17 protein-coding genes are annotated in these 16,321 nt (G+C 59.2%); 8 read left to right on the forward strand and 9 right to left on the reverse strand.

All coding sequences use genetic code 11. The annotated features are described in order from the left end of the window. Window positions 1–168: 168 nt before the first annotated feature. Complete coding sequence (gene tal, locus M2D63_RS11895; protein WP_285863117.1) at window positions 169–1,095, reverse strand: transaldolase; 927 nt, start codon at window positions 1,093–1,095, stop codon at window positions 169–171. Window positions 1,096–1,217: 122 nt separating this feature from the next. Continuing rightward, window positions 1,218–2,228, reverse strand: a complete 1,011-nt coding sequence (gene dusA, locus M2D63_RS11900) for a tRNA dihydrouridine(20/20a) synthase DusA (RefSeq protein ID WP_285863118.1) — start codon at window positions 2,226–2,228, stop codon at window positions 1,218–1,220. 362 nt (window positions 2,229–2,590) lie between these two features. Here dusA and M2D63_RS11905 point away from each other — a divergent pair, with 362 nt between their 5' ends. From M2D63_RS11905 to M2D63_RS11915, 3 genes are all read left to right on the forward strand, one after another. Continuing rightward, window positions 2,591–3,298 (forward strand): CatB-related O-acetyltransferase, encoded by a 708-nt coding sequence (locus M2D63_RS11905; protein ID WP_285863119.1) that lies wholly within the window; start codon window positions 2,591–2,593, stop codon window positions 3,296–3,298. Window positions 3,299–4,337: 1,039 nt separating this feature from the next. Beyond that, window positions 4,338–5,063, forward strand: a complete 726-nt coding sequence (locus M2D63_RS11910; protein WP_285863120.1) for a hypothetical protein — start codon at window positions 4,338–4,340, stop codon at window positions 5,061–5,063. Window positions 5,064–5,076: 13 nt separating this feature from the next. Further along, window positions 5,077–5,868, forward strand: coding sequence for a hypothetical protein (locus M2D63_RS11915; protein ID WP_285863121.1), 792 nt, complete (start codon window positions 5,077–5,079; stop codon window positions 5,866–5,868). Between the two features lie 43 nt (window positions 5,869–5,911). Here M2D63_RS11915 and M2D63_RS11920 read toward each other — a convergent pair whose 3' ends face one another. Further along, a complete protein-coding gene (locus M2D63_RS11920) occupies window positions 5,912–6,493 on the reverse strand; it encodes a TIGR00730 family Rossman fold protein (RefSeq protein ID WP_285863122.1) in 582 nt (193 codons plus the stop codon). Beyond that, entirely contained in the window at window positions 6,493–7,134 is a 642-nt protein-coding gene (locus M2D63_RS11925; RefSeq protein WP_285863123.1) for an FMN-dependent NADH-azoreductase, read from the reverse strand. The genes M2D63_RS11920 and M2D63_RS11925 overlap by 1 nt, the downstream gene beginning before the upstream one ends. A 153-nt stretch (window positions 7,135–7,287) precedes the next feature. Between M2D63_RS11925 and M2D63_RS11930 the strand changes: the two genes are divergently transcribed. From M2D63_RS11930 to M2D63_RS11950, 5 genes are all read left to right on the forward strand, one after another. Continuing rightward, window positions 7,288–8,718: a PLP-dependent aminotransferase family protein gene (locus M2D63_RS11930; RefSeq protein ID WP_285863124.1), complete on the forward strand. Its 1,431-nt coding sequence runs from the start codon at window positions 7,288–7,290 to the stop codon at window positions 8,716–8,718. Between the two features lie 105 nt (window positions 8,719–8,823). Next, window positions 8,824–9,273: a carboxymuconolactone decarboxylase family protein gene (locus M2D63_RS11935; protein WP_285863125.1), complete on the forward strand. Its 450-nt coding sequence runs from the start codon at window positions 8,824–8,826 to the stop codon at window positions 9,271–9,273. A 23-nt stretch (window positions 9,274–9,296) separates the two neighbouring features. Continuing rightward, complete coding sequence (locus tag M2D63_RS11940) at window positions 9,297–9,617, forward strand: multidrug efflux SMR transporter (RefSeq protein ID WP_285863126.1); 321 nt, start codon at window positions 9,297–9,299, stop codon at window positions 9,615–9,617. Window positions 9,618–10,679: 1,062 nt separating this feature from the next. After that, window positions 10,680–11,804, forward strand: a complete 1,125-nt coding sequence (locus M2D63_RS11945) for an acyltransferase (protein ID WP_285863206.1) — start codon at window positions 10,680–10,682, stop codon at window positions 11,802–11,804. Between the two features lie 9 nt (window positions 11,805–11,813). After that, window positions 11,814–12,938: an acyltransferase gene (locus M2D63_RS11950; RefSeq protein WP_285863127.1), complete on the forward strand. Its 1,125-nt coding sequence runs from the start codon at window positions 11,814–11,816 to the stop codon at window positions 12,936–12,938. Between the two features lie 15 nt (window positions 12,939–12,953). On the opposite strand, the gene M2D63_RS11955 is transcribed toward M2D63_RS11950, so the two are convergent. From M2D63_RS11955 to M2D63_RS11975, 5 genes are all read right to left on the reverse strand, one after another. Next, entirely contained in the window at window positions 12,954–13,562 is a 609-nt protein-coding gene (locus M2D63_RS11955) for an alpha/beta fold hydrolase (RefSeq protein ID WP_285863128.1), read from the reverse strand. Window positions 13,563–13,611: 49 nt separating this feature from the next. After that, a complete protein-coding gene (gene arsH, locus M2D63_RS11960) occupies window positions 13,612–14,304 on the reverse strand; it encodes an arsenical resistance protein ArsH (protein ID WP_285863129.1) in 693 nt (230 codons plus the stop codon). 11 nt (window positions 14,305–14,315) lie between these two features. Beyond that, a complete protein-coding gene (locus tag M2D63_RS11965) occupies window positions 14,316–14,786 on the reverse strand; it encodes an arsenate reductase ArsC (RefSeq protein WP_285863130.1) in 471 nt (156 codons plus the stop codon). A gap of 16 nt (window positions 14,787–14,802) precedes the next feature. Then, window positions 14,803–15,147 carry a metalloregulator ArsR/SmtB family transcription factor gene (locus M2D63_RS11970; RefSeq protein ID WP_285863131.1) on the reverse strand — a complete coding sequence of 115 codons (345 nt, stop codon included), beginning with the start codon at window positions 15,145–15,147 and terminating at the stop codon, window positions 14,803–14,805. 90 nt (window positions 15,148–15,237) lie between these two features. Then, window positions 15,238–16,023: a sulfite exporter TauE/SafE family protein gene (locus tag M2D63_RS11975; RefSeq protein ID WP_285863132.1), complete on the reverse strand. Its 786-nt coding sequence runs from the start codon at window positions 16,021–16,023 to the stop codon at window positions 15,238–15,240. Window positions 16,024–16,321 lie beyond the last annotated feature (298 nt).

Genomic DNA, 16,321 nt, shown 5'->3' on the forward strand with positions numbered 1-16,321 from the left:
CGTAAGATTCATACACAAACATCTCTTAACCCATGATCCAACGCAGCGGGGGTCACGCCCGCTCATCCCCGGGTTGGTGGGGGCTTCCCCCGCGATGAGGCCCCTAAGGCCGCCGAAATACCGGGAGATGCTCCACCTTCCTCCCGGCACCGGCAACCCGGACTTGTATCAGGCCTTTGCAGCCAGCAGCGCCTCGAGCTTCTCCTGGTCCCGGGCAAACTGGCGAATACCCTCGGCCAGCTTCTCGGTGGCCATGGCGTCTTCGTTGGAAGCCCAGCGGAACTGCGCTTCGCTCAGTTGCTGGCGCGGTTCACCGGGGTTGCCCGGCTTGAGGATGCGCGGCAGCGCGCCCTGGTCATCGCTCAGCTGTTGCAGCAACTCGGGGCTGATGGTCAGGCGATCACAGCCCGCCAGTTGCTCGATCTGGCCGATATTGCGAAAGCTAGCGCCCATCACCACGGTGTCGTAACCGTTGGCCTTGTAGTAGTTGTAGATTCGCGTCACCGACTGCACACCCGGATCCTCGGCGCCCACATACTCTTTGCCGGTGGATTTCTTGTACCAGTCATAGATACGGCCTACGAATGGCGAAATCAGGAACACCCCGGCGTCGGCGCAGGCCTGGGCTTGGGCGAAGGAGAACAGCAGGGTCAGGTTGGTCTGGATGCCTTCCTTCTCCAGCTTCTCGGCGGCGCGGATGCCTTCCCAGGTCGAGGCCAGCTTGATCAGCACCCGGTCGCGACCGATGCCGGCTTTTTCGTACAGGTCGATCAGCTGGCGTGCCTTGTTCAGCAGCGCCGGCTCATCGAAGGACAGACGGGCGTCCACCTCGGTGGAAATGCGCCCCGGGATCACCTTGAGAATCCCCGCGCCCACCGACACTGCAAAGGTATCGCAGGCCAGGCCCAGGTCACCCTTGCTGCCCCGTACGGCCTGATCGAGCAGGTCGGCATAACCGGGCATGGCCGCGGCCTTGAGCAGCAGGGAAGGGTTGGTGGTGGCGTCGACCGGTTTCAGGCGGCTGATGGCATCGATATCACCCGTGTCGGCAACCACGGTCGTGAACTGCTTGAGTTGTTCCAGCTTGGAGGTCATGGGTGTGCTCTGTCCTGTGCGATGAATCGACATTACCCGAGCACCGCCAACCGCTCAAGGGCTGGCGGGCACGTGGGTTGAAGATAAACCTTCGAGTGTCGAAGCCGGCACAGGTTCCGGGGCTAGCGCCCTTGCAGCAGCTCGCCGGCCTGGTCGAGCAGGCCCAGCGGATCGGTGCTCTTGTGGATATCCACCGACAGCAACTGGCGGAACTTGCGCGCTCCCGGGAAGCCCTGGCCGAGGCCGAGGATATGGCGGGTCACGTGATGCATGGCTCCGCCCGACGCCAGGTGCGCGGCGATATACGGTCGCAGCCTGGCCAGTGCCTCGCTGCGGCTGATCACCGGTGCCTGGCTTGCGAACAGTTGCTGATCGACCTCGGCCAGTAGGTACGGGTTGTGATACGCCTCGCGACCGAGCATCACCCCGTCGAAGGTCTGCAAGTGCGCCTGGCACTCGGCCAGGGTCTTGATACCGCCGTTGAGGACGATCTCAAGCTCGGGGAAATCCGCCTTCAACTGCGCCGCCACGTCGTAGCGCAGGGGTGGGATCTCGCGGTTCTCCTTCGGCGACAGGCCTTCGAGAATCGCGATGCGCGCATGCACGGTGAAACTGCGGCAACCGGCATCACGCACCTGACCGACGAAATCGCAGAGCTCGGCATAACTGTCGCGGCCGTTGATGCCGATACGGTGCTTGACCGTTACCGGAATCTGCACCGCATCCTGCATCGCCTTCACGCAGTCGGCCACCAATGCCGGATGCCCCATCAGGCAGGCGCCGATCATATTGTTCTGCACCCGGTCGCTCGGACAACCGACATTGAGGTTCACCTCATCGTACCCGGCGTTCTCGGCGAGCTTTGCACACGCCGCGAGATCCGCCGGCACACTGCCGCCCAGTTGCAAGGCCAGCGGGTGCTCGGCCTCGTCATGACGCAGGAAGCGCTCGGTGTCACCGTGGAGCAGGGCACCGGTGGTGACCATCTCGGTGTAGAGCAGGGTGTTGCTCGAGAGCAGGCGCAGGAAGAAGCGGCAGTGGCGGTCGGTCCAGTCCATCATCGGCGCCACGGAGAAGCGGCGGGAGGGCTCGGGGCGAGTGTTTGCTGGGGTTGAGGCGGATTCTGGGGGCATTTCGTTCAACGTGGGTCGTCGTAGGGGTTTCGGGGACGAGAGGTCAATAGTTTACCAAGAGTGCCAAGCTTTCGCCCGCAAGCAAGCGGCTAAATCGTTCTCCGTGGCTGAATAGCATGACATGATTTGGCTCTTGCGGAGCCTAGGCGTAACCTTGAGTGATTTTTTTGGTTACTCTGCCTAATGGATTTGGCTTGGCGGCCGATTATCGTTATGGGGAAAATTGAGACAAGGAAATGACAGCGGAGCCAGGGTCAGGAGCCTGGAGGGGTCCGCCTCAGTTGTAGAGTCCAAAATCCAATAAAGATACAGGGGATGTATTGCTATGCCTGCGCCTACAATAAATTTTTTGGACGATAACCATGTTCTTCAGTAAAGGCGGTATTGATATCGCTTCCGAGTCCACGTTTCTGCAGTTGAAAAAAAATCAGTCGATCGTAGAGGCGCCGGCGAGGATATCCGGAGTCAGTAGCTTTAATGTGGGCTCGGTTGGGGCTTTCACTTTTTTTCGCGGTGGCTCTGTTGAAGGGTTGAAGTCGATTGGCCGCTTTTGCTCGGTTGCTCCTAATATAGTGGTGGCCCCCGTAGAGCATGACATGAGGCTTTTGACGACGAGCACATTCATCAATTCCTGGCTGGATGTGGAGGTTTCCAACGATTACTGGGGCAGAAACGCAGAAGAAAGGAAGAGTGCGCTACGCAGGATGCGCGAGCCTACCTCCCGGAATCAGCAGCACGTGATCATTGGAAACGACGTATGGATTGGCCAGAACGTGGTCATCCGGAAGGGAGTAAGAGTCGGCAATGGTGCTGTGATTGGCGCGAACTCCGTAGTGTCGAGAGATGTCGAGGCATATGAAGTCGTGGGAGGCGCACCAGCCAAGCACATCAAGTACAGATTCTCGACCGATCTGATCGCGGTGTTGGAAAGGGTCCAGTGGTGGAATTGGGCGCTTGATTGCCTGGATGGGATTGCTTGGGTCGATCCCGAGCAAGCCGCTGAGCTGCTGGATGAGCGGCACAGGCACGGTATGTATCATGAGGCCAGCTACGAAACGCTGGTTTATTGACTTGGCCGCCATCAATCCATTTGTCAGATGCGTCTGATGTATGGGTGGCCGTAGAGACGAGAGTTAAGGTAAGTGGATTGCCGGTCTGGATGTCCATGGATTGGACGGGCTCTTGATGAAGAGAAGGCAAAATTTTTGCTCGTCGCCCGTTTTATAAGCTCACTGCTGCAACGTCCCGAACTAAATGCGTCTGAAAGTAATCGAAACGGCCTGTTGCATTGTTCCGTTCGCGTAACAAATCAGCGAAAAGGTTATGGACTTATTTTCCAGGCGCCGTCGCGTAATGGGCCTGCCCCTTTTCCCTCATGAGCATGTGCCTACAAGCGGTACAGTAAAGTTTGAGCTGAGTGGATGGAGACCGGGGTGCCGGAGCCAGGTACAGGAGAGGCTGAGTAGTTCCAGAGTATATACCTGATTACCCGGATCATTTGATCTGTGCCCTGCTTATTAATCGTAGTCCTCACACTTCTTTATTCGTCGGCCAATTATAAAAATCGTCGCTACCGGGATAGCAACGAACACAATGATGATCAGGGCTGCAGCAATCCACCACATGATGGCACCTCTCCGGCCCGTAGGCCGTGCGTTGAGCTGTGTCCGTCCAGAACCCGATCAGTGATCGAGTTGGTCGAACGCTTATCACTCTCCCTGTGCCCGCTGTTGAGCGGGTAATTATTTTTGTTTGGGGAAACCAATACAGCTCACCGAACAACAACCGAAAGCCATTCTGCCCGGGCAGGTAGCTGCGCCGTCACTTTCCTGGCGCCGCTAAACTGTACCATTGCTTTCTATTAGGCAGAAAGGGGCGGCGGAAAGGATAGAGATTTATTTTGCAGGACACCCCGCTGCCTGTTCTTGCGGCAGTCAATGTGACGTGTTGGGAGCTGTTGAAGCAAACGTTTTCTATCACTTGTTTTTATGAAAATTCCTTACAGATCAAATGTCTGTTCTTCCTGACGCTTCAGGTGTATGGCAATTTGACGCTGCTGTTTTTCCCGTCTATGCCTACTTGAAACACCCCCTGTGGAGGCGTTGCGAAATGGCAACATCAAACTGGCTGTGGCCTTCCTCCAAAGTCGAGATTCCTTTCATCCAATTGACCGCTTCGATGCTGCTCCCACTGCTCGTCCTCATTGCCGGCTGGAGCCCTGCCGCCAGCGCCGCATCCGGCTGCGACGGGGTTGTGCAGTGCAGGTCGAACACAGGGGGCGGTTACTCAGGCTCCGGCAGCAGTAGCAACGACGCCGCCACCTCGCAAATGATCCAGCAAGGCGGCGAAATGCTGATGCAGATGCTGGAAGATGGCGAGAACGAGCGCCGGGCCCGACAGGAAGAAGAGCAGCGCCAGCTCCAGCAGGAAATCATGCTCCGGGAGCAGGAAAAACAGTACCAGCTCAACAAGGCCAGGCAGGATCCTTCACTCAACCCCTGGTCCGACGGCCCCAGCTTTCAACGGCGCGCAAACACGCCCCCCGCGGCGCCGGTTCCTACGCCCAGGGTCGTCTCGAACCCCGACAAGCCGCCACCCCCACCCAAACCCAAGGATCCCGACCAGAACTACGCCGGAAAGTCCTGCGAGTACTTCACCCGCCCCAGTGACGAGGCCCACCTGAATTACCACGCCGACGGCACGGTGCTTTCGTATGGCAAGTACGTCTACAAGTGTGAAAACCGGCGGTGGAAATATCTCACCACCCGCGACAAGTACTGGGCATCGACCGAGCGGCTGGACGCCAGTTGGTTCGAAGGCGGTTCCGCCGAATGAGGAGTGCGCTGACATGAACATGAAGCTGATGACGGTCGCCTGGGTGTTTCCTTTGCTGGCCGGGTGCATGTCGTACAGTTCGCTGGACGGCTCGAAGGAAATCGAATCCATTGAGGCGTCTACCAGCAATCCGAATGCGATAGCTGATCAGTTGATCCCATTGGCACAGAAGGTGTGCAGCAAGAATAAAGTGTCCTGGGATTATTACTGGTCATGCACCAGTTACTATAAAGCGATTGGCCATGCCTTGTACATTTCCGGTCGCTACGCCGAAGCGAACGACTACATCATCAATTACTTGATGATGAGCCGGATTTCCGAGGAGAAAAATAATGCAGGTACCACCAGTGACCTGATCCAGTGCAATACCATGTTGTATTATGAGGCCGATTCGAAACAAAAAACTTCGCCTTACTACAACGCCAGAACGGCCTTGTATCAATCGCTGAAGGCCTCGGGCGATCCGCGGGCCAGGGACTGGCTGGCCATGGCCTATCTGTGCCAGTCGGCATTTGACAGTGCCAACCTGCAGCCGGTCATCAGTGATGCCGCCTACCTGGATGACGTCGAGCGGTTCTGGGGCAAGGAAGACCGCAGGGAAGCCGAGTTCTATATCAAGAATGTCAAAGAGGTCATCGAGCGCAAGCGCGACGAGATCCTCAGCAACCCCAACCTGGAGAGCGGGCAATACGCTGCCGAAGGGGCCATCGTCTACAAGAATGCCCTTGATTATGTGGTGAAGAACAACCTGTCGCTTCCCTATCAGCAATTCTTGCAGCAGCAGTATGCGGACTTGAGCAACTGAGTCGGCATCCGCCACGTTCGGTATTTCCTCCGTGCAGACGTGGTTACAGCCATTTGGGAATGTCGATTCGCGTATGACGGCCAAGTTTGTCGAGCAGAACACTGGCATCGGCTTCAACGATTAATGATTGTCGATGACCGTCGGGTAAGAACTTCTCTTTAACCATGTGATCGATAAAGCCAAGGAAGGGGGTGAAGAAACCCCCGATATTCAGCAGGCCAACCGGTTTGTCCATCTCCCCCAGTTGGTTCATCGACCACACTTCCATGAGTTCTTCCAGGGTGCCGATTCCGCCGGGCAGGGCAATGAAGGCGTCGGCCAGTTCAATCATGCGTTCCTTGCGGCGGCGCAAGGTCGGTGTGATTTCATGCCCGGTCAGGCCCGCATGGGACTGCCCGCGCTGATGCAGGTTCGCGGTAACGACACCATGCACCCGCCCGCCCGCTGCGAGGGCGGCGTCGGCGACGGTCCCCATCAGGCCTTTGCCGGTCCCGCCATAGATGGTGGCAATGCCGTGATTGCCGAGTACCTGCCCCAAGGTTCGCGCGCCATCGGCAAAGTCATCGCTGGCACCGAAATTGGACCCGCAGAACACCGCGACAGCGTTGATGGTGCGGATCGTCATCAGTCTTTTCTCCAGTGGGCGCAAGGTGTTGCTGTGCAGTCGGTAAAATGCTCCTGCAATGCCTGCTCCGCATGCTCCCTTGCCTGCAACACATATTCCTGTGCGGCATTGGTGCCCTGTACGGAGAAAAACCTCAGGTCGTGAAGCCCGATGGTCGGCAGGATGGCCTTGAGGTAAGGGGTGAGGAAGTCGGGTTGGCGTGCCAGTTCTCCACTGAATCGGCCGCCGGAGGAAATGGCAACGTACACGGGGCGATCAGCCAGCAGGCCGACCTTGCCGGACCGGGTGATGGTAAAGGTGCGTCGAACCCTGACCACATGATCGATCCAGGCTTTCAGGGCCGAGGGCGCTGCCAGGTTGTGCATCGGCGTGCTGATGACGATGCAGTGCGCGCATTCCAGCTCCTGGATCAGCGCTTCAGAGCGGGCCATGGAACCGACCGGCGACACATCGCTATCCGATGCCTGTGACTGAGCATGGTCGGCATCGATGTGCGGCAGGGATCCATCGCCGATGACTCGGTGGGTCAAGTGGGCTGTCGGCTCATTCTGCTGAAGCCGTTCGATGATTCGCCGGGCCAGCCTGAAGCTTTCCGCGACTTCTCCCCTTGGGCTGCAACTGACATGCAGGATTCTCTTCATTGCGCTTTCCGGTGTTGTTGGTCGGTGTCAAAGCATACGAGCCGGGTTGTGGCCACCCCAGAGCCATGAATCGACACGAGTATTGGTCCATGAAGGGCCGTGAAGAGCGGGTGGTATAGTTCAGGCGTAATAATCGCCCCGGATAGCCAGACCATGCCTACCCCCCAAATCAGTGGCCTCGCTGCACTTGACCCTGCCAGCGGAACGCCGCTGTATCGACAGGTCTATGACCGGCTGCGTGACGCCATCGCCGCCGGTGTGCTCAAGCCCGGCGAGCGGGTTCCTTCGGTCAGGGCGTTGACCAAGGAGCTTGGGCTGTCCAGGGGGACCGTCGATGCGGCCTACGCGCAGCTCGCCGCCGAAGGCTACCTCCAGGCCCGGGGACAGGCCGGTACCATCGTCGCCAGTGACCTGCCGTCCATTGCGCCTGTTGCGCAGCGGGCGCCAGCGCCAGAAGTCACCGTCACCGCGACCAGCTTTCGCCCCGAATCGATACGCCCGTTGCAAATGGGCTTGCCGGCGCTGGACAGCTTCCCGCGCAAGGTCTGGGCGCGGTTGGGTGCCAGTTGCCTGCGCGCCATGCAGGCTGCGGACATGGTGCATCCGGCGGTTTGTGGCCTGCCTGAGTTACGTACTCAGATTGCAGCGTATCTGCAGGTTGCGCGGGGTATTACCTGCTCGCCGTCCCAGGTCTTCGTCACCAGCGGCTATCGCCACACGGTCTCGTTGATCGCCGAGGCTCTGTTGATGGCAGGCGATAGCGTCTGGATCGAAGATCCGGGCTACCCGCCGACACGCGAACTGCTCGAACGCCGGGCTATCGCGACCGTCGCAGTGCCGGTGGATCAGGAGGGGATGCTGGTTGCCACAGGGCTGGCGCGGGCTCCCCGGGCGCGAGCGGCGGTCGTCACCCCTGCCCACCAGAGCCCACTGGGTGTGTCCTTGTCGCTGGCGCGGCGCCTGGCGCTGCTGGAGTGGGCCAGACGCGAAGCAGCATGGATCATCGAGGACGATTACGACGGCGAATACCGATATGTCAGTCGTCCGTTGCCGGCATTGAAGAGCCTGGATCATGACGGCCGGGTGCTCTATGCGGGCACGTTCAGCAAGGTGCTGATGCCGGGCATACGCCTTGCCTATCTGGTTGTTCCCCCGATGCTGGTCGAGCGCTTCGAACTGGTTACCCAGACCTTCACCGGCGGAAGCCCCCAGCTCACCCAGGCGATGGTCAGTGCCTTCATCGCCCAGGGGCACTTTGCGCGGCACATCCAGCGGATGCGCAAGCTCTACGCCGAACGTCGAGCCCTGGCAGTCGCTGGCCTTCAGAGCGAGTTGCAGGACTATGTGCACATTGACGTTCAGCCAGGCGGCATGCATCTGGTCCTGCGCCTGAAGGCGCCACTGTTGGATCGCGATCTGGTTGCCCGCATACTTGAGCATGGCTTGTACGCCGAAGCGCTGTCGGATTGGAACGTGGAGCCCAGAAGCGCCCCCGGCTTGCTGGTGGGGTTCACCAACATCGAATCGCGCAGTGTCGCGCAATCCCTGGGACGGCAGCTTCGCATGCTGATCCAGTCCGCCTGAGTCGCGGCAGCATGGCCCAGTGCGGAAGACCAATCATGGACCTTCTGGCATAGGCCATGTCCCCCGATGATTGAGTCTCTTGTTCGTTCACTCCAAGGACTCATCATGACCCAACGAATCGATTACACCAAAGCCTCCCCTGAGGGCTACCAGGCGTTTGGTGCCGTGTACATGACGTTGCAAAAATCCGCTTTGCCCAAGGCGCTCGTCGACCTTGTGTACCTGCGTGTTTCGCAGATCAACGGCTGTGCGTTCTGCATCGACATGCACTCGCGGGACCTGATCAAGTCGGGACTGGCGCAGGACAAACTGGTGCTGGTGCCGGTCTGGCGTGATGCGGGTGAGCTGTTCAGTGCGCGTGAACGGGCCGCCCTTGCCTGGGGTGAAAGTGTGACGTGCGTCACCCGGAACGGCATTCCCGATGCCGATTATGCCGCTGCTGCTGCACAGTTCAATGACAAGGAACTGGCCGATCTTACCTACGCCATTGGCCTGATGAACGCCTTCAATCGTTTCGGCGTGGCATTCCGCTCGACGCCGGCTGCTGCGGCGTAATTCAATCGGGAGGCTGGCTGAAGATGGCGTGGGTTTTACTTGGCGTGGCAGGCATTCTGGAAATTGCCTTTGCCTGGTTCATGAAGTCGTCCCATGGTTTCACGCGGTTGACGCCTGCGCTGCTGACCCTGGCCGCTGGTGTGTCGAGCGTAACGCTGCTATCCATTTCGTTGCGCAGTTTGCCGATGGGGACCGGGTATGCGGTCTGGACAGGCATTGGTGCTGCCGGTACAGCAATGGTGGGAATAGTCTGGCTGGGCGACTCCGCAGCGCCGATGAGGCTGGTGTGCATCGGTCTCATACTGGCCGGTGTCATCGGGTTGAAGCTGGTTTCAATCCCGTAGCTGCTGCCTCGCTGGCTCGGAGACATAGAGTGGTCAGGTTAAGTATTGCCTTTCGGCCCAATGGTCTGATCGAAAGGCGGGCAGCGTTCCGAAGGGCCGTATTTTTTTGGTTCTTCACGGAATCCCGGGGGGCTAGGCTCCTTGGGCTTGGGCTTGGGCTTGGGCTTGGGCTTGGGCTTGGGCTTGGGCTTGCGAGCTTATCCATTCCATGTGGCGACGCTGCCGGCCCCTTCCGCCCTTACGGCGGCCTACTTTTCTCTTGGGAAAAGTAGGCAAAACCGCTCGCTCCTACATACGGCCCTACGCTGCGCTCCGGGTTCCCTCGCTACGGTGTCTTCCAGGGGCTGCGCGGCCTACGACTTGCTTCGCCAAGTCTACGGCTCGCGTTCTTCGGCTACGCCGAAGGGTGCTACGCACCCGCCCCCTCCAGACACCTACGCTCGGCCTCCTGAAGTCGCGAAGTTACGGGTGGTGTCTGTGCTGGCGCATCTTCGAAGGCAGATGTTGGCGCAGCCTGGCTGACGCCATCGCGGGGCAAGCCCGCTCCTACGGTTGCTCTTGATCTTCATGCGCGTCAGTTCAGGCGCCGCAGAATGCGACTTCAGGAGGCCGAGTGGAGGTGCCTGTAGGGGCCGTGCGCAGCACCTTCGGCGTAGCCGAAGAGCGCGAGCCGTAGACTTGCGTAGCAAGTCGTAGGCCGCGTGGCCCCGGAGGGCGCCGGAGCGAGAGGACCCGTAGCGCAGCGGAGGGCCGTATGCAGGAGCAAGCGGTTTTGCCTACTTTTCCCAAGAGAAAAGTAGGCCGCCGTAAAGGCGGAAGGGGCCGCCAGCGTCGCCACATGGAATGGATAATCTCGCAATCCCAACACCCGAACCCAAGGAACATACCCCCCAGGATTCCGTGAAGAACCATTTTTTTGGGAGTGGCGGCATTCCGTTGGCCGCGCACAGTGCTCACGCAGAGGTCCCGAAACGACGATGGATGGCTCGGCCATGCGCTGGCGAACGGTTGGTTTTTATGGATAATGGCGCGGCGATATTTTCCTGGCTGTGAGTGATGTTGATGTCGGAAATAAATATAAAAAAATATGACTATATTGATGCTGTTCGAGGTATCGCTATAACACTGGTTGTACTTGTTCATGCGTCTCAATATGTAAAGCCCTTGAGTACCTGGCTCCTGACAATGATGGGCGAAGGTGCAAGTGGGGTGCAGCTTTTTTATATCGCCAGTGCCATTACCTTGTGTATGTCGTGGGTTGCCCGACAAGGCAAGGATGTCTATCCGGTGCGCAGCTTCTATCTGCGAAGGCTGTTCAGGATCGCGCCGATGTTTTATCTGGCAATTATCTTGTTTCTGTTCTTGAACGGTACTGCGGCGTCCTATTTTGCGCCAAACGGCATCAGTTGGTGGTTCGTTCCGATGACCGCCTTGTTTCTCCACGGTTTTCATCCTGAGACTATCAACTCAGTGGTCCCCGGCGGATGGTCGGTGGCGGTCGAAATGACCTTTTATCTGGTGTTTCCACTGCTGATGTGTGTTCGCAGGTTTTATTACCTGTTGTTTATCCTGATCAGTTGTATCGTGCTGCAGCAGTTCAATGCACCGCTGTCCTCGATGATTTTCAATTACCAGGCGCCTCAGGCTTACCTGATTGATCGATTTGCATTCTTCAACTTCTTCAGCCAACTCCCGGTTTTCATCATGGGGATCATGGCGTACCTGTTCCTGGTAAAAAACCACACGATCGGTCTGAAAAGCCTTGTGTTGGGTGGCGTTGCTTTCGTGCTGCTGATGCTGGAGTTCTGGCGTCCCAGCCAGACGTTTGTCCAGCATCATGTCGTGGCAGGTGCGATGTTTGCCATTTTCTCGATCTTCCTGGCTTACCGGCCCACGGTGTTGCTGGTCAATCGACTGACCGTGTTCCTTGGCAAGTTGAGTTTCAGCATGTACCTGGTCCATATCGCTGTGCTGAAGATCCTGGGTAACGCCCAGATCAACCTTCTGTTCGCCAGCGGGGATCTGAACAGCCTGCTGTTCTTCTTGTGCGTGTTGACGTTGACCGCTGGTGTCTCGTGGCTCACCTATCGCTTTGTCGAGAAACCGGGCATTGCGCTGGGCCGCAGGTTGATCGACAAGCTCGAGGCGGGTCGCTCCGGCGCCGCAATGTACAAGAACCTAGGGTAAGGGTGGCGTATGTCTCGCTTGACGCAGGATCAGTCGCAGCAGCTTGATTCGATCAGGGCACTTGCAGCCTTTGCAGTGTTGTTGGGCCATACCTACCAGACCCTGCTTTTACCAACGCTCGGGTCGTGGTTTACCGTGGTTGTCCTGGTGGCGCAATTTGCGGTGATGGCGTTCTTCGTGCTGAGTGGATTCCTCATCGGCAAATCAGCCTGCAACAATGTCCGCAAACATACAGTTTTCAGTATTGGCGACTATACAAAGGCTCGCGTGCTGCGGCTCTATCCGCCGCTGATTGCAGCGTTGATGCTGATGCTGTTCCTTGGCCTGATTGCCCCGCATTTCTTTCCTTCCGGTTCCAATGCGTTGCTGCCGATTGAAGGTGTCGACTTCATTCGCACAGGGTTTGTTACGTCGACAGCAGATATCTGGGGCGCACTGACCTTCCTCAATGGTTTCAAGGTAGAGAATCCCTCCGCCAATAGCCCGCTGTGGAGTCTGTCGCTGGAAGCCTGGTACTACGTGATAGCGGCTGCCATCTTCCTGTGGCCTGGAAAGAAGCTGCTGGCGCTGGTGCTTGTGGCCGTTACCGCATTTGTCACCCATGGCAACTCATTGTTCTTCCTGCTCGCACCCGTGTGGTTTTCCGGCTTTGTGCTGGCCTTGATTCACCAGCGTCATCCGGCCATGAGTAGTCGGGTTTACACCTGGCTCTTCCTGGTCATGAGTGTCGCGCTGGTTGCGGTGACAGCCGATGCGCTCTGGCGCCATCCATCGGGTAACGAAGTGGTCTATGAAAAGATCAATATGTTCAGGGTGGTTTCGGGGCTTTGGTTTGCCTGTTTCATGGCGATGTTGCTCGGCGGCAAGTTGAGGTTTTCGACCTGTTTGCACAAGCACGCGAGCTATTCGTACACCCTCTATGTCATCCATTTTCCGATCATGCTGTTCGCCCTTGGGGTGTTCCAGGTCTTTGCCTACGGGTCCAGCGCCAGGTCGCTGATGGTGAGCGTAGGGGTGGTACTGGTTTCACTGGCCGTGTCCTGGTCGCTGAGCCGTTGGGTGGAGAACAAAGCCTTGCTGGATGCGTTGTTGCGCTCCGCCATGAGGCGGGCTGGCAGTAAAAAAACAGCGTGACACACGGGTGTCAGGTTACGACAGCATATGCCTGTCAATCAGTTGCGCCACCTCCGATGCATGACTGTTCCCCAGGTCATGCCCCGCACCTGCCAGCACCTGCAGCGTTGCACGGGGCAGCAAGCGGGCAAGGTGCTCGCCCACAGCCACCGGGCTGATCGGATCACGGTCACCCCAGAGCAACAGCACCGGCATGCTCAGATCCGCCAGGCGCGCACTGAGGTCGCTGTGCTCATCGAGGAACCAGCGCGGCGCGCCCGGGTACTCGGCGGCGAAATCCGCCCGCCAGTCCTGGGCACCGAATGCCGGCATGTTCACCCCGCCTGAAGTAACGCTGAGCACCAGGTGAGTAATTCGCTCGGGTCGCTCCAGTGCGGCACGCACCGCGACGATCCCGCCCATGGACTGCGCCACCAGCGCCGTAGGTCGGTCGATGGCCGGCAGCAGGCGGGCGACCAGATCATCCAGGCTGTTCACCTGCGGATCGGCCGGAGTCGGTCCGAAGCCGGGCCAGCCGACATGCAGCTGATGTGCCGGGTGCACGAGTTGCCGCGCGGCCGGGCGCCAGAAGTCGGTGTTGCCCGAGGCGCCGGGGAGAAAAATGAGGCGTGAGGGGTGGGTCATCAGCAAAACCTCAGGGTCCGTTTCAAGGGAAATGCTGCGCCGCACTCTATCAGATCGAGCGTTGCCCCACCCGCTGGGTCAGCGCCGCTGCCGATTCCTTGCGCTCCGAATAACGATCCACCAGGTACTCACCACGATCGCGCAACAGCAGGGTGAACTTGACCAGCTCTTCCATCACATCCACCACTCGGTCGTAGTAGGGTGAAGGCTTCATGCGGTTGTCGGTGTCGAACTCCAGCCAGGCCTTGGGCACCGATGACTGGTTGGGGATAGTGAACATGCGCATCCAGCGGCCCAGCACCCGCAGCTGGTTGACCACATTGAACGACTGCGAGCCGCCACACACCTGCATCACTGCCAGGGTCTTGCCCTGGGTCGGGCGCACCGCACCGAGGGCCAGCGGCACCCAGTCGATCTGTGCCTTGAACACCGCCGAAAGGGCGCCGTGGCGCTCCGGCGAGCACCACACCTGGCCTTCGGACCACTGCATCAGTTCCAGCAACTCCTGGACCTTGGGATGGCTGGTCGGGGCGTCGTCAGGCAGGGGCAGGCCGCTAGGGTTGAAAATTCGCGTTTCTGCGCCGAAGTGTTCGAGCAAGCGCGCCGCTTCTTCGGTCAGCAGACGACTGAAGGAGCGTTCGCGGGTCGAGCCATAGAGCAGCAGGATGCGTGGCTTGTGGCCGTCGTGGGCGGCGAAGGGTTTGATCAGTTCGAGGTCGAGGTTGGGCAGGTCTTCATTCATGGGTTCGTCGCTCACAGGGTGCCGATACGGTTGAGTTCGCGCTGTAGGTCATCTGCGTCCAGCGTTGCAAAAGGCAGGGCGAGGAAGGCGCGGCAGCGTCGTTCGATCTGCGCCAAGGTGGCGTCGAAGGCGGTGTTGATCTGCGCCTCGCTACCCCGGACCTCGGAAGGGTCCTCAAGGCCCCAGTGGCTCTTGAGCGCCGGGCCGAACCAGACCGGGCAGGCTTCGCCGGCGGCCCTGTCGCACACAGTGATGACGATATCGGGCGGGTTGTCGACAAAGGCGTCGTTGCCCTTGCTGGACAGGCCCGTGGTGGCGATACCGGCGCGCTGGAGCGTCGTCAGGCTGCGGGGCAGTACCTGGCCCTTGGGAAAGCTGCCGGAACTGACCGCTTCGAAACCCGCCGGGGCCAGGTGGTTGAACAGGGCTTCGGACAGGATGCTGCGGCAACTGTTGGCCGTACACATGAACAGGATTCGCATCGGGACATTCTCGCTATCAACAGCAGGTAGGTCGGGCAGGGCGTTCGCCCATGGCGCCGAGGCGGGCGCTGTCGTCGCTCAGCCAGTGCTGGTTGGCATCGAGGGTCAGCTTCAGCACCTCGCCTACCCAGGCGGGCAGTTGCGGGTTGAGCCGGTAGTAGACCCACTGGCCCTGGCGACGGTCGAGCAGCAGGCCACACCTGCGCAGTTGCGCCAGGTGGCGGGAGATTTTCGGCTGGCTTTCATCCAGCGCGCTCATCAGCTCGCAGACACAGAGTTCGCCTTCGCGAACGATCAGCAAGGTAGCGCGCGTCCGGGTTTCGTCGGCCAGGGACTTGAATAGTGCGGCAGGGGTGAGCATCGCAGTTGCCCGCTTTAACATATGGAAATCCGAATATACGGATTTCCATATGTTATGCAAGCCGCGATGAGACGCTGTGCGGGGGTGGTCTCAGAACGCCAGCTTGTAGCCGATCATCAGTAGCATGCCCGCCAGGCATGGGCGCAGGACGCCGTCGGAAATGCGCCCGGTCAGGTGACTGCCCAGATAGATGCCCGGCAAGGAGCCCAGCAGCAGGTAACCCAGCAGCGACCAGTCCATGTTGCCCATGCTGGCATGGCCCAGGCCCGCGACCAGGGTCAGGGGCACGGCGTGGGCGATCTCGGTGCCGACCAGGCGACGGGTGACCAGGTAGGGGTAGAGCAGGAACAGCGCCACGGTGCCCAGGGCGCCAGCACCGATGGAGGTGAGCGAGACCATGATGCCGAGGATGACGCCGGTGACCACGGTCAGCAGGTTGAGGGTGCGGCCGTTGAGGTGCCAGCGGTCGCCGGCGTGCTTGTTGGCGAAGGCTTGCAGCTTGCTCTTGAACAGGATGGCCAGGGCGGTCAGTACCAGCACCACAGCCAGGCCTTGCTTGATGATGGCGTTGGCCGCCTGGGTGTCGGCGTCCAGGCTGCTGAGGAACCACAGGGTCAGGGCGGCAGCCGGAACGCTGCCCAGGGTCAGCCAGCCGGTGATCTTCCAGTCGATGTTCTTGTTCTTGCCATGCACCCAGACGCCACTGGCCTTGGTGATGGCGGCATAGAGCAGGTCGGTGCCGACCGCCGTGGCCGGGTTGATGCCGAACCACAGCAGGATCGGGGTCATCAGCGAGCCGCCGCCGACGCCGGTCATGCCGACGATGAAGCCTACAACCAGACCTGCAATGGTGAAGCCGAAAGAACCTACATCCATAGTCAACCTAACGCCCAACGTGCCCGTGATCGGATGGCAGCCAGCATAAAGGTTTTTTTATAGCCAAATAGACTAGTTCGTTATTAGGTTATAACTGCAATCGGCTACGACCATTGTGTGAACCGGTTCGGACATTCGCCAGGCGACTGGCGCTTGGGGTTTTCCCTTATCATCCAGACCGCGTATTATTCAATCAGATAAGTCTGAAGGTCGTCCCCGCGTAGCGCACACGCCGTTTACCTTGCGTGGCCCAGGTGCCTCGCAAGGTGATCTCCAGAACCAAGCATGATCCACATAA

Source organism: Pseudomonas sp. BJa5 (genome assembly GCF_030272875.2).
Taxonomy (GTDB): domain Bacteria; phylum Pseudomonadota; class Gammaproteobacteria; order Pseudomonadales; family Pseudomonadaceae; genus Aquipseudomonas.

Bases quoted from the DNA above. Each gene is read 5' to 3' on its own strand.
- tal (WP_285863117.1), bottom strand. From the start codon at position 1,095: ATGACCTCCAAGCTGGAACAACTCAAGCAGTTCACGACCGTGGTTGCC.
- dusA (WP_285863118.1), bottom strand. From the start codon at position 2,228: ATGCCCCCAGAATCCGCCTCAACCCCAGCAAACACTCGCCCCGAGCCC.
- M2D63_RS11905 (WP_285863119.1), top strand. From the start codon at position 2,591: ATGTTCTTCAGTAAAGGCGGTATTGATATCGCTTCCGAGTCCACGTTT.
- M2D63_RS11910 (WP_285863120.1), top strand. From the start codon at position 4,338: ATGGCAACATCAAACTGGCTGTGGCCTTCCTCCAAAGTCGAGATTCCT.
- M2D63_RS11915 (WP_285863121.1), top strand. From the start codon at position 5,077: ATGAACATGAAGCTGATGACGGTCGCCTGGGTGTTTCCTTTGCTGGCC.
- M2D63_RS11920 (WP_285863122.1), bottom strand. From the start codon at position 6,493: ATGACGATCCGCACCATCAACGCTGTCGCGGTGTTCTGCGGGTCCAAT.
- M2D63_RS11925 (WP_285863123.1), bottom strand. From the start codon at position 7,134: ATGAAGAGAATCCTGCATGTCAGTTGCAGCCCAAGGGGAGAAGTCGCG.
- M2D63_RS11930 (WP_285863124.1), top strand. From the start codon at position 7,288: ATGCCTACCCCCCAAATCAGTGGCCTCGCTGCACTTGACCCTGCCAGC.
- M2D63_RS11935 (WP_285863125.1), top strand. From the start codon at position 8,824: ATGACCCAACGAATCGATTACACCAAAGCCTCCCCTGAGGGCTACCAG.
- M2D63_RS11940 (WP_285863126.1), top strand. From the start codon at position 9,297: ATGGCGTGGGTTTTACTTGGCGTGGCAGGCATTCTGGAAATTGCCTTT.
- M2D63_RS11945 (WP_285863206.1), top strand. From the start codon at position 10,680: ATGTCGGAAATAAATATAAAAAAATATGACTATATTGATGCTGTTCGA.
- M2D63_RS11950 (WP_285863127.1), top strand. From the start codon at position 11,814: ATGTCTCGCTTGACGCAGGATCAGTCGCAGCAGCTTGATTCGATCAGG.
- M2D63_RS11955 (WP_285863128.1), bottom strand. From the start codon at position 13,562: ATGACCCACCCCTCACGCCTCATTTTTCTCCCCGGCGCCTCGGGCAAC.
- arsH (WP_285863129.1), bottom strand. From the start codon at position 14,304: ATGAATGAAGACCTGCCCAACCTCGACCTCGAACTGATCAAACCCTTC.
- M2D63_RS11965 (WP_285863130.1), bottom strand. From the start codon at position 14,786: ATGCGAATCCTGTTCATGTGTACGGCCAACAGTTGCCGCAGCATCCTG.
- M2D63_RS11970 (WP_285863131.1), bottom strand. From the start codon at position 15,147: ATGCTCACCCCTGCCGCACTATTCAAGTCCCTGGCCGACGAAACCCGG.
- M2D63_RS11975 (WP_285863132.1), bottom strand. From the start codon at position 16,023: ATGGATGTAGGTTCTTTCGGCTTCACCATTGCAGGTCTGGTTGTAGGC.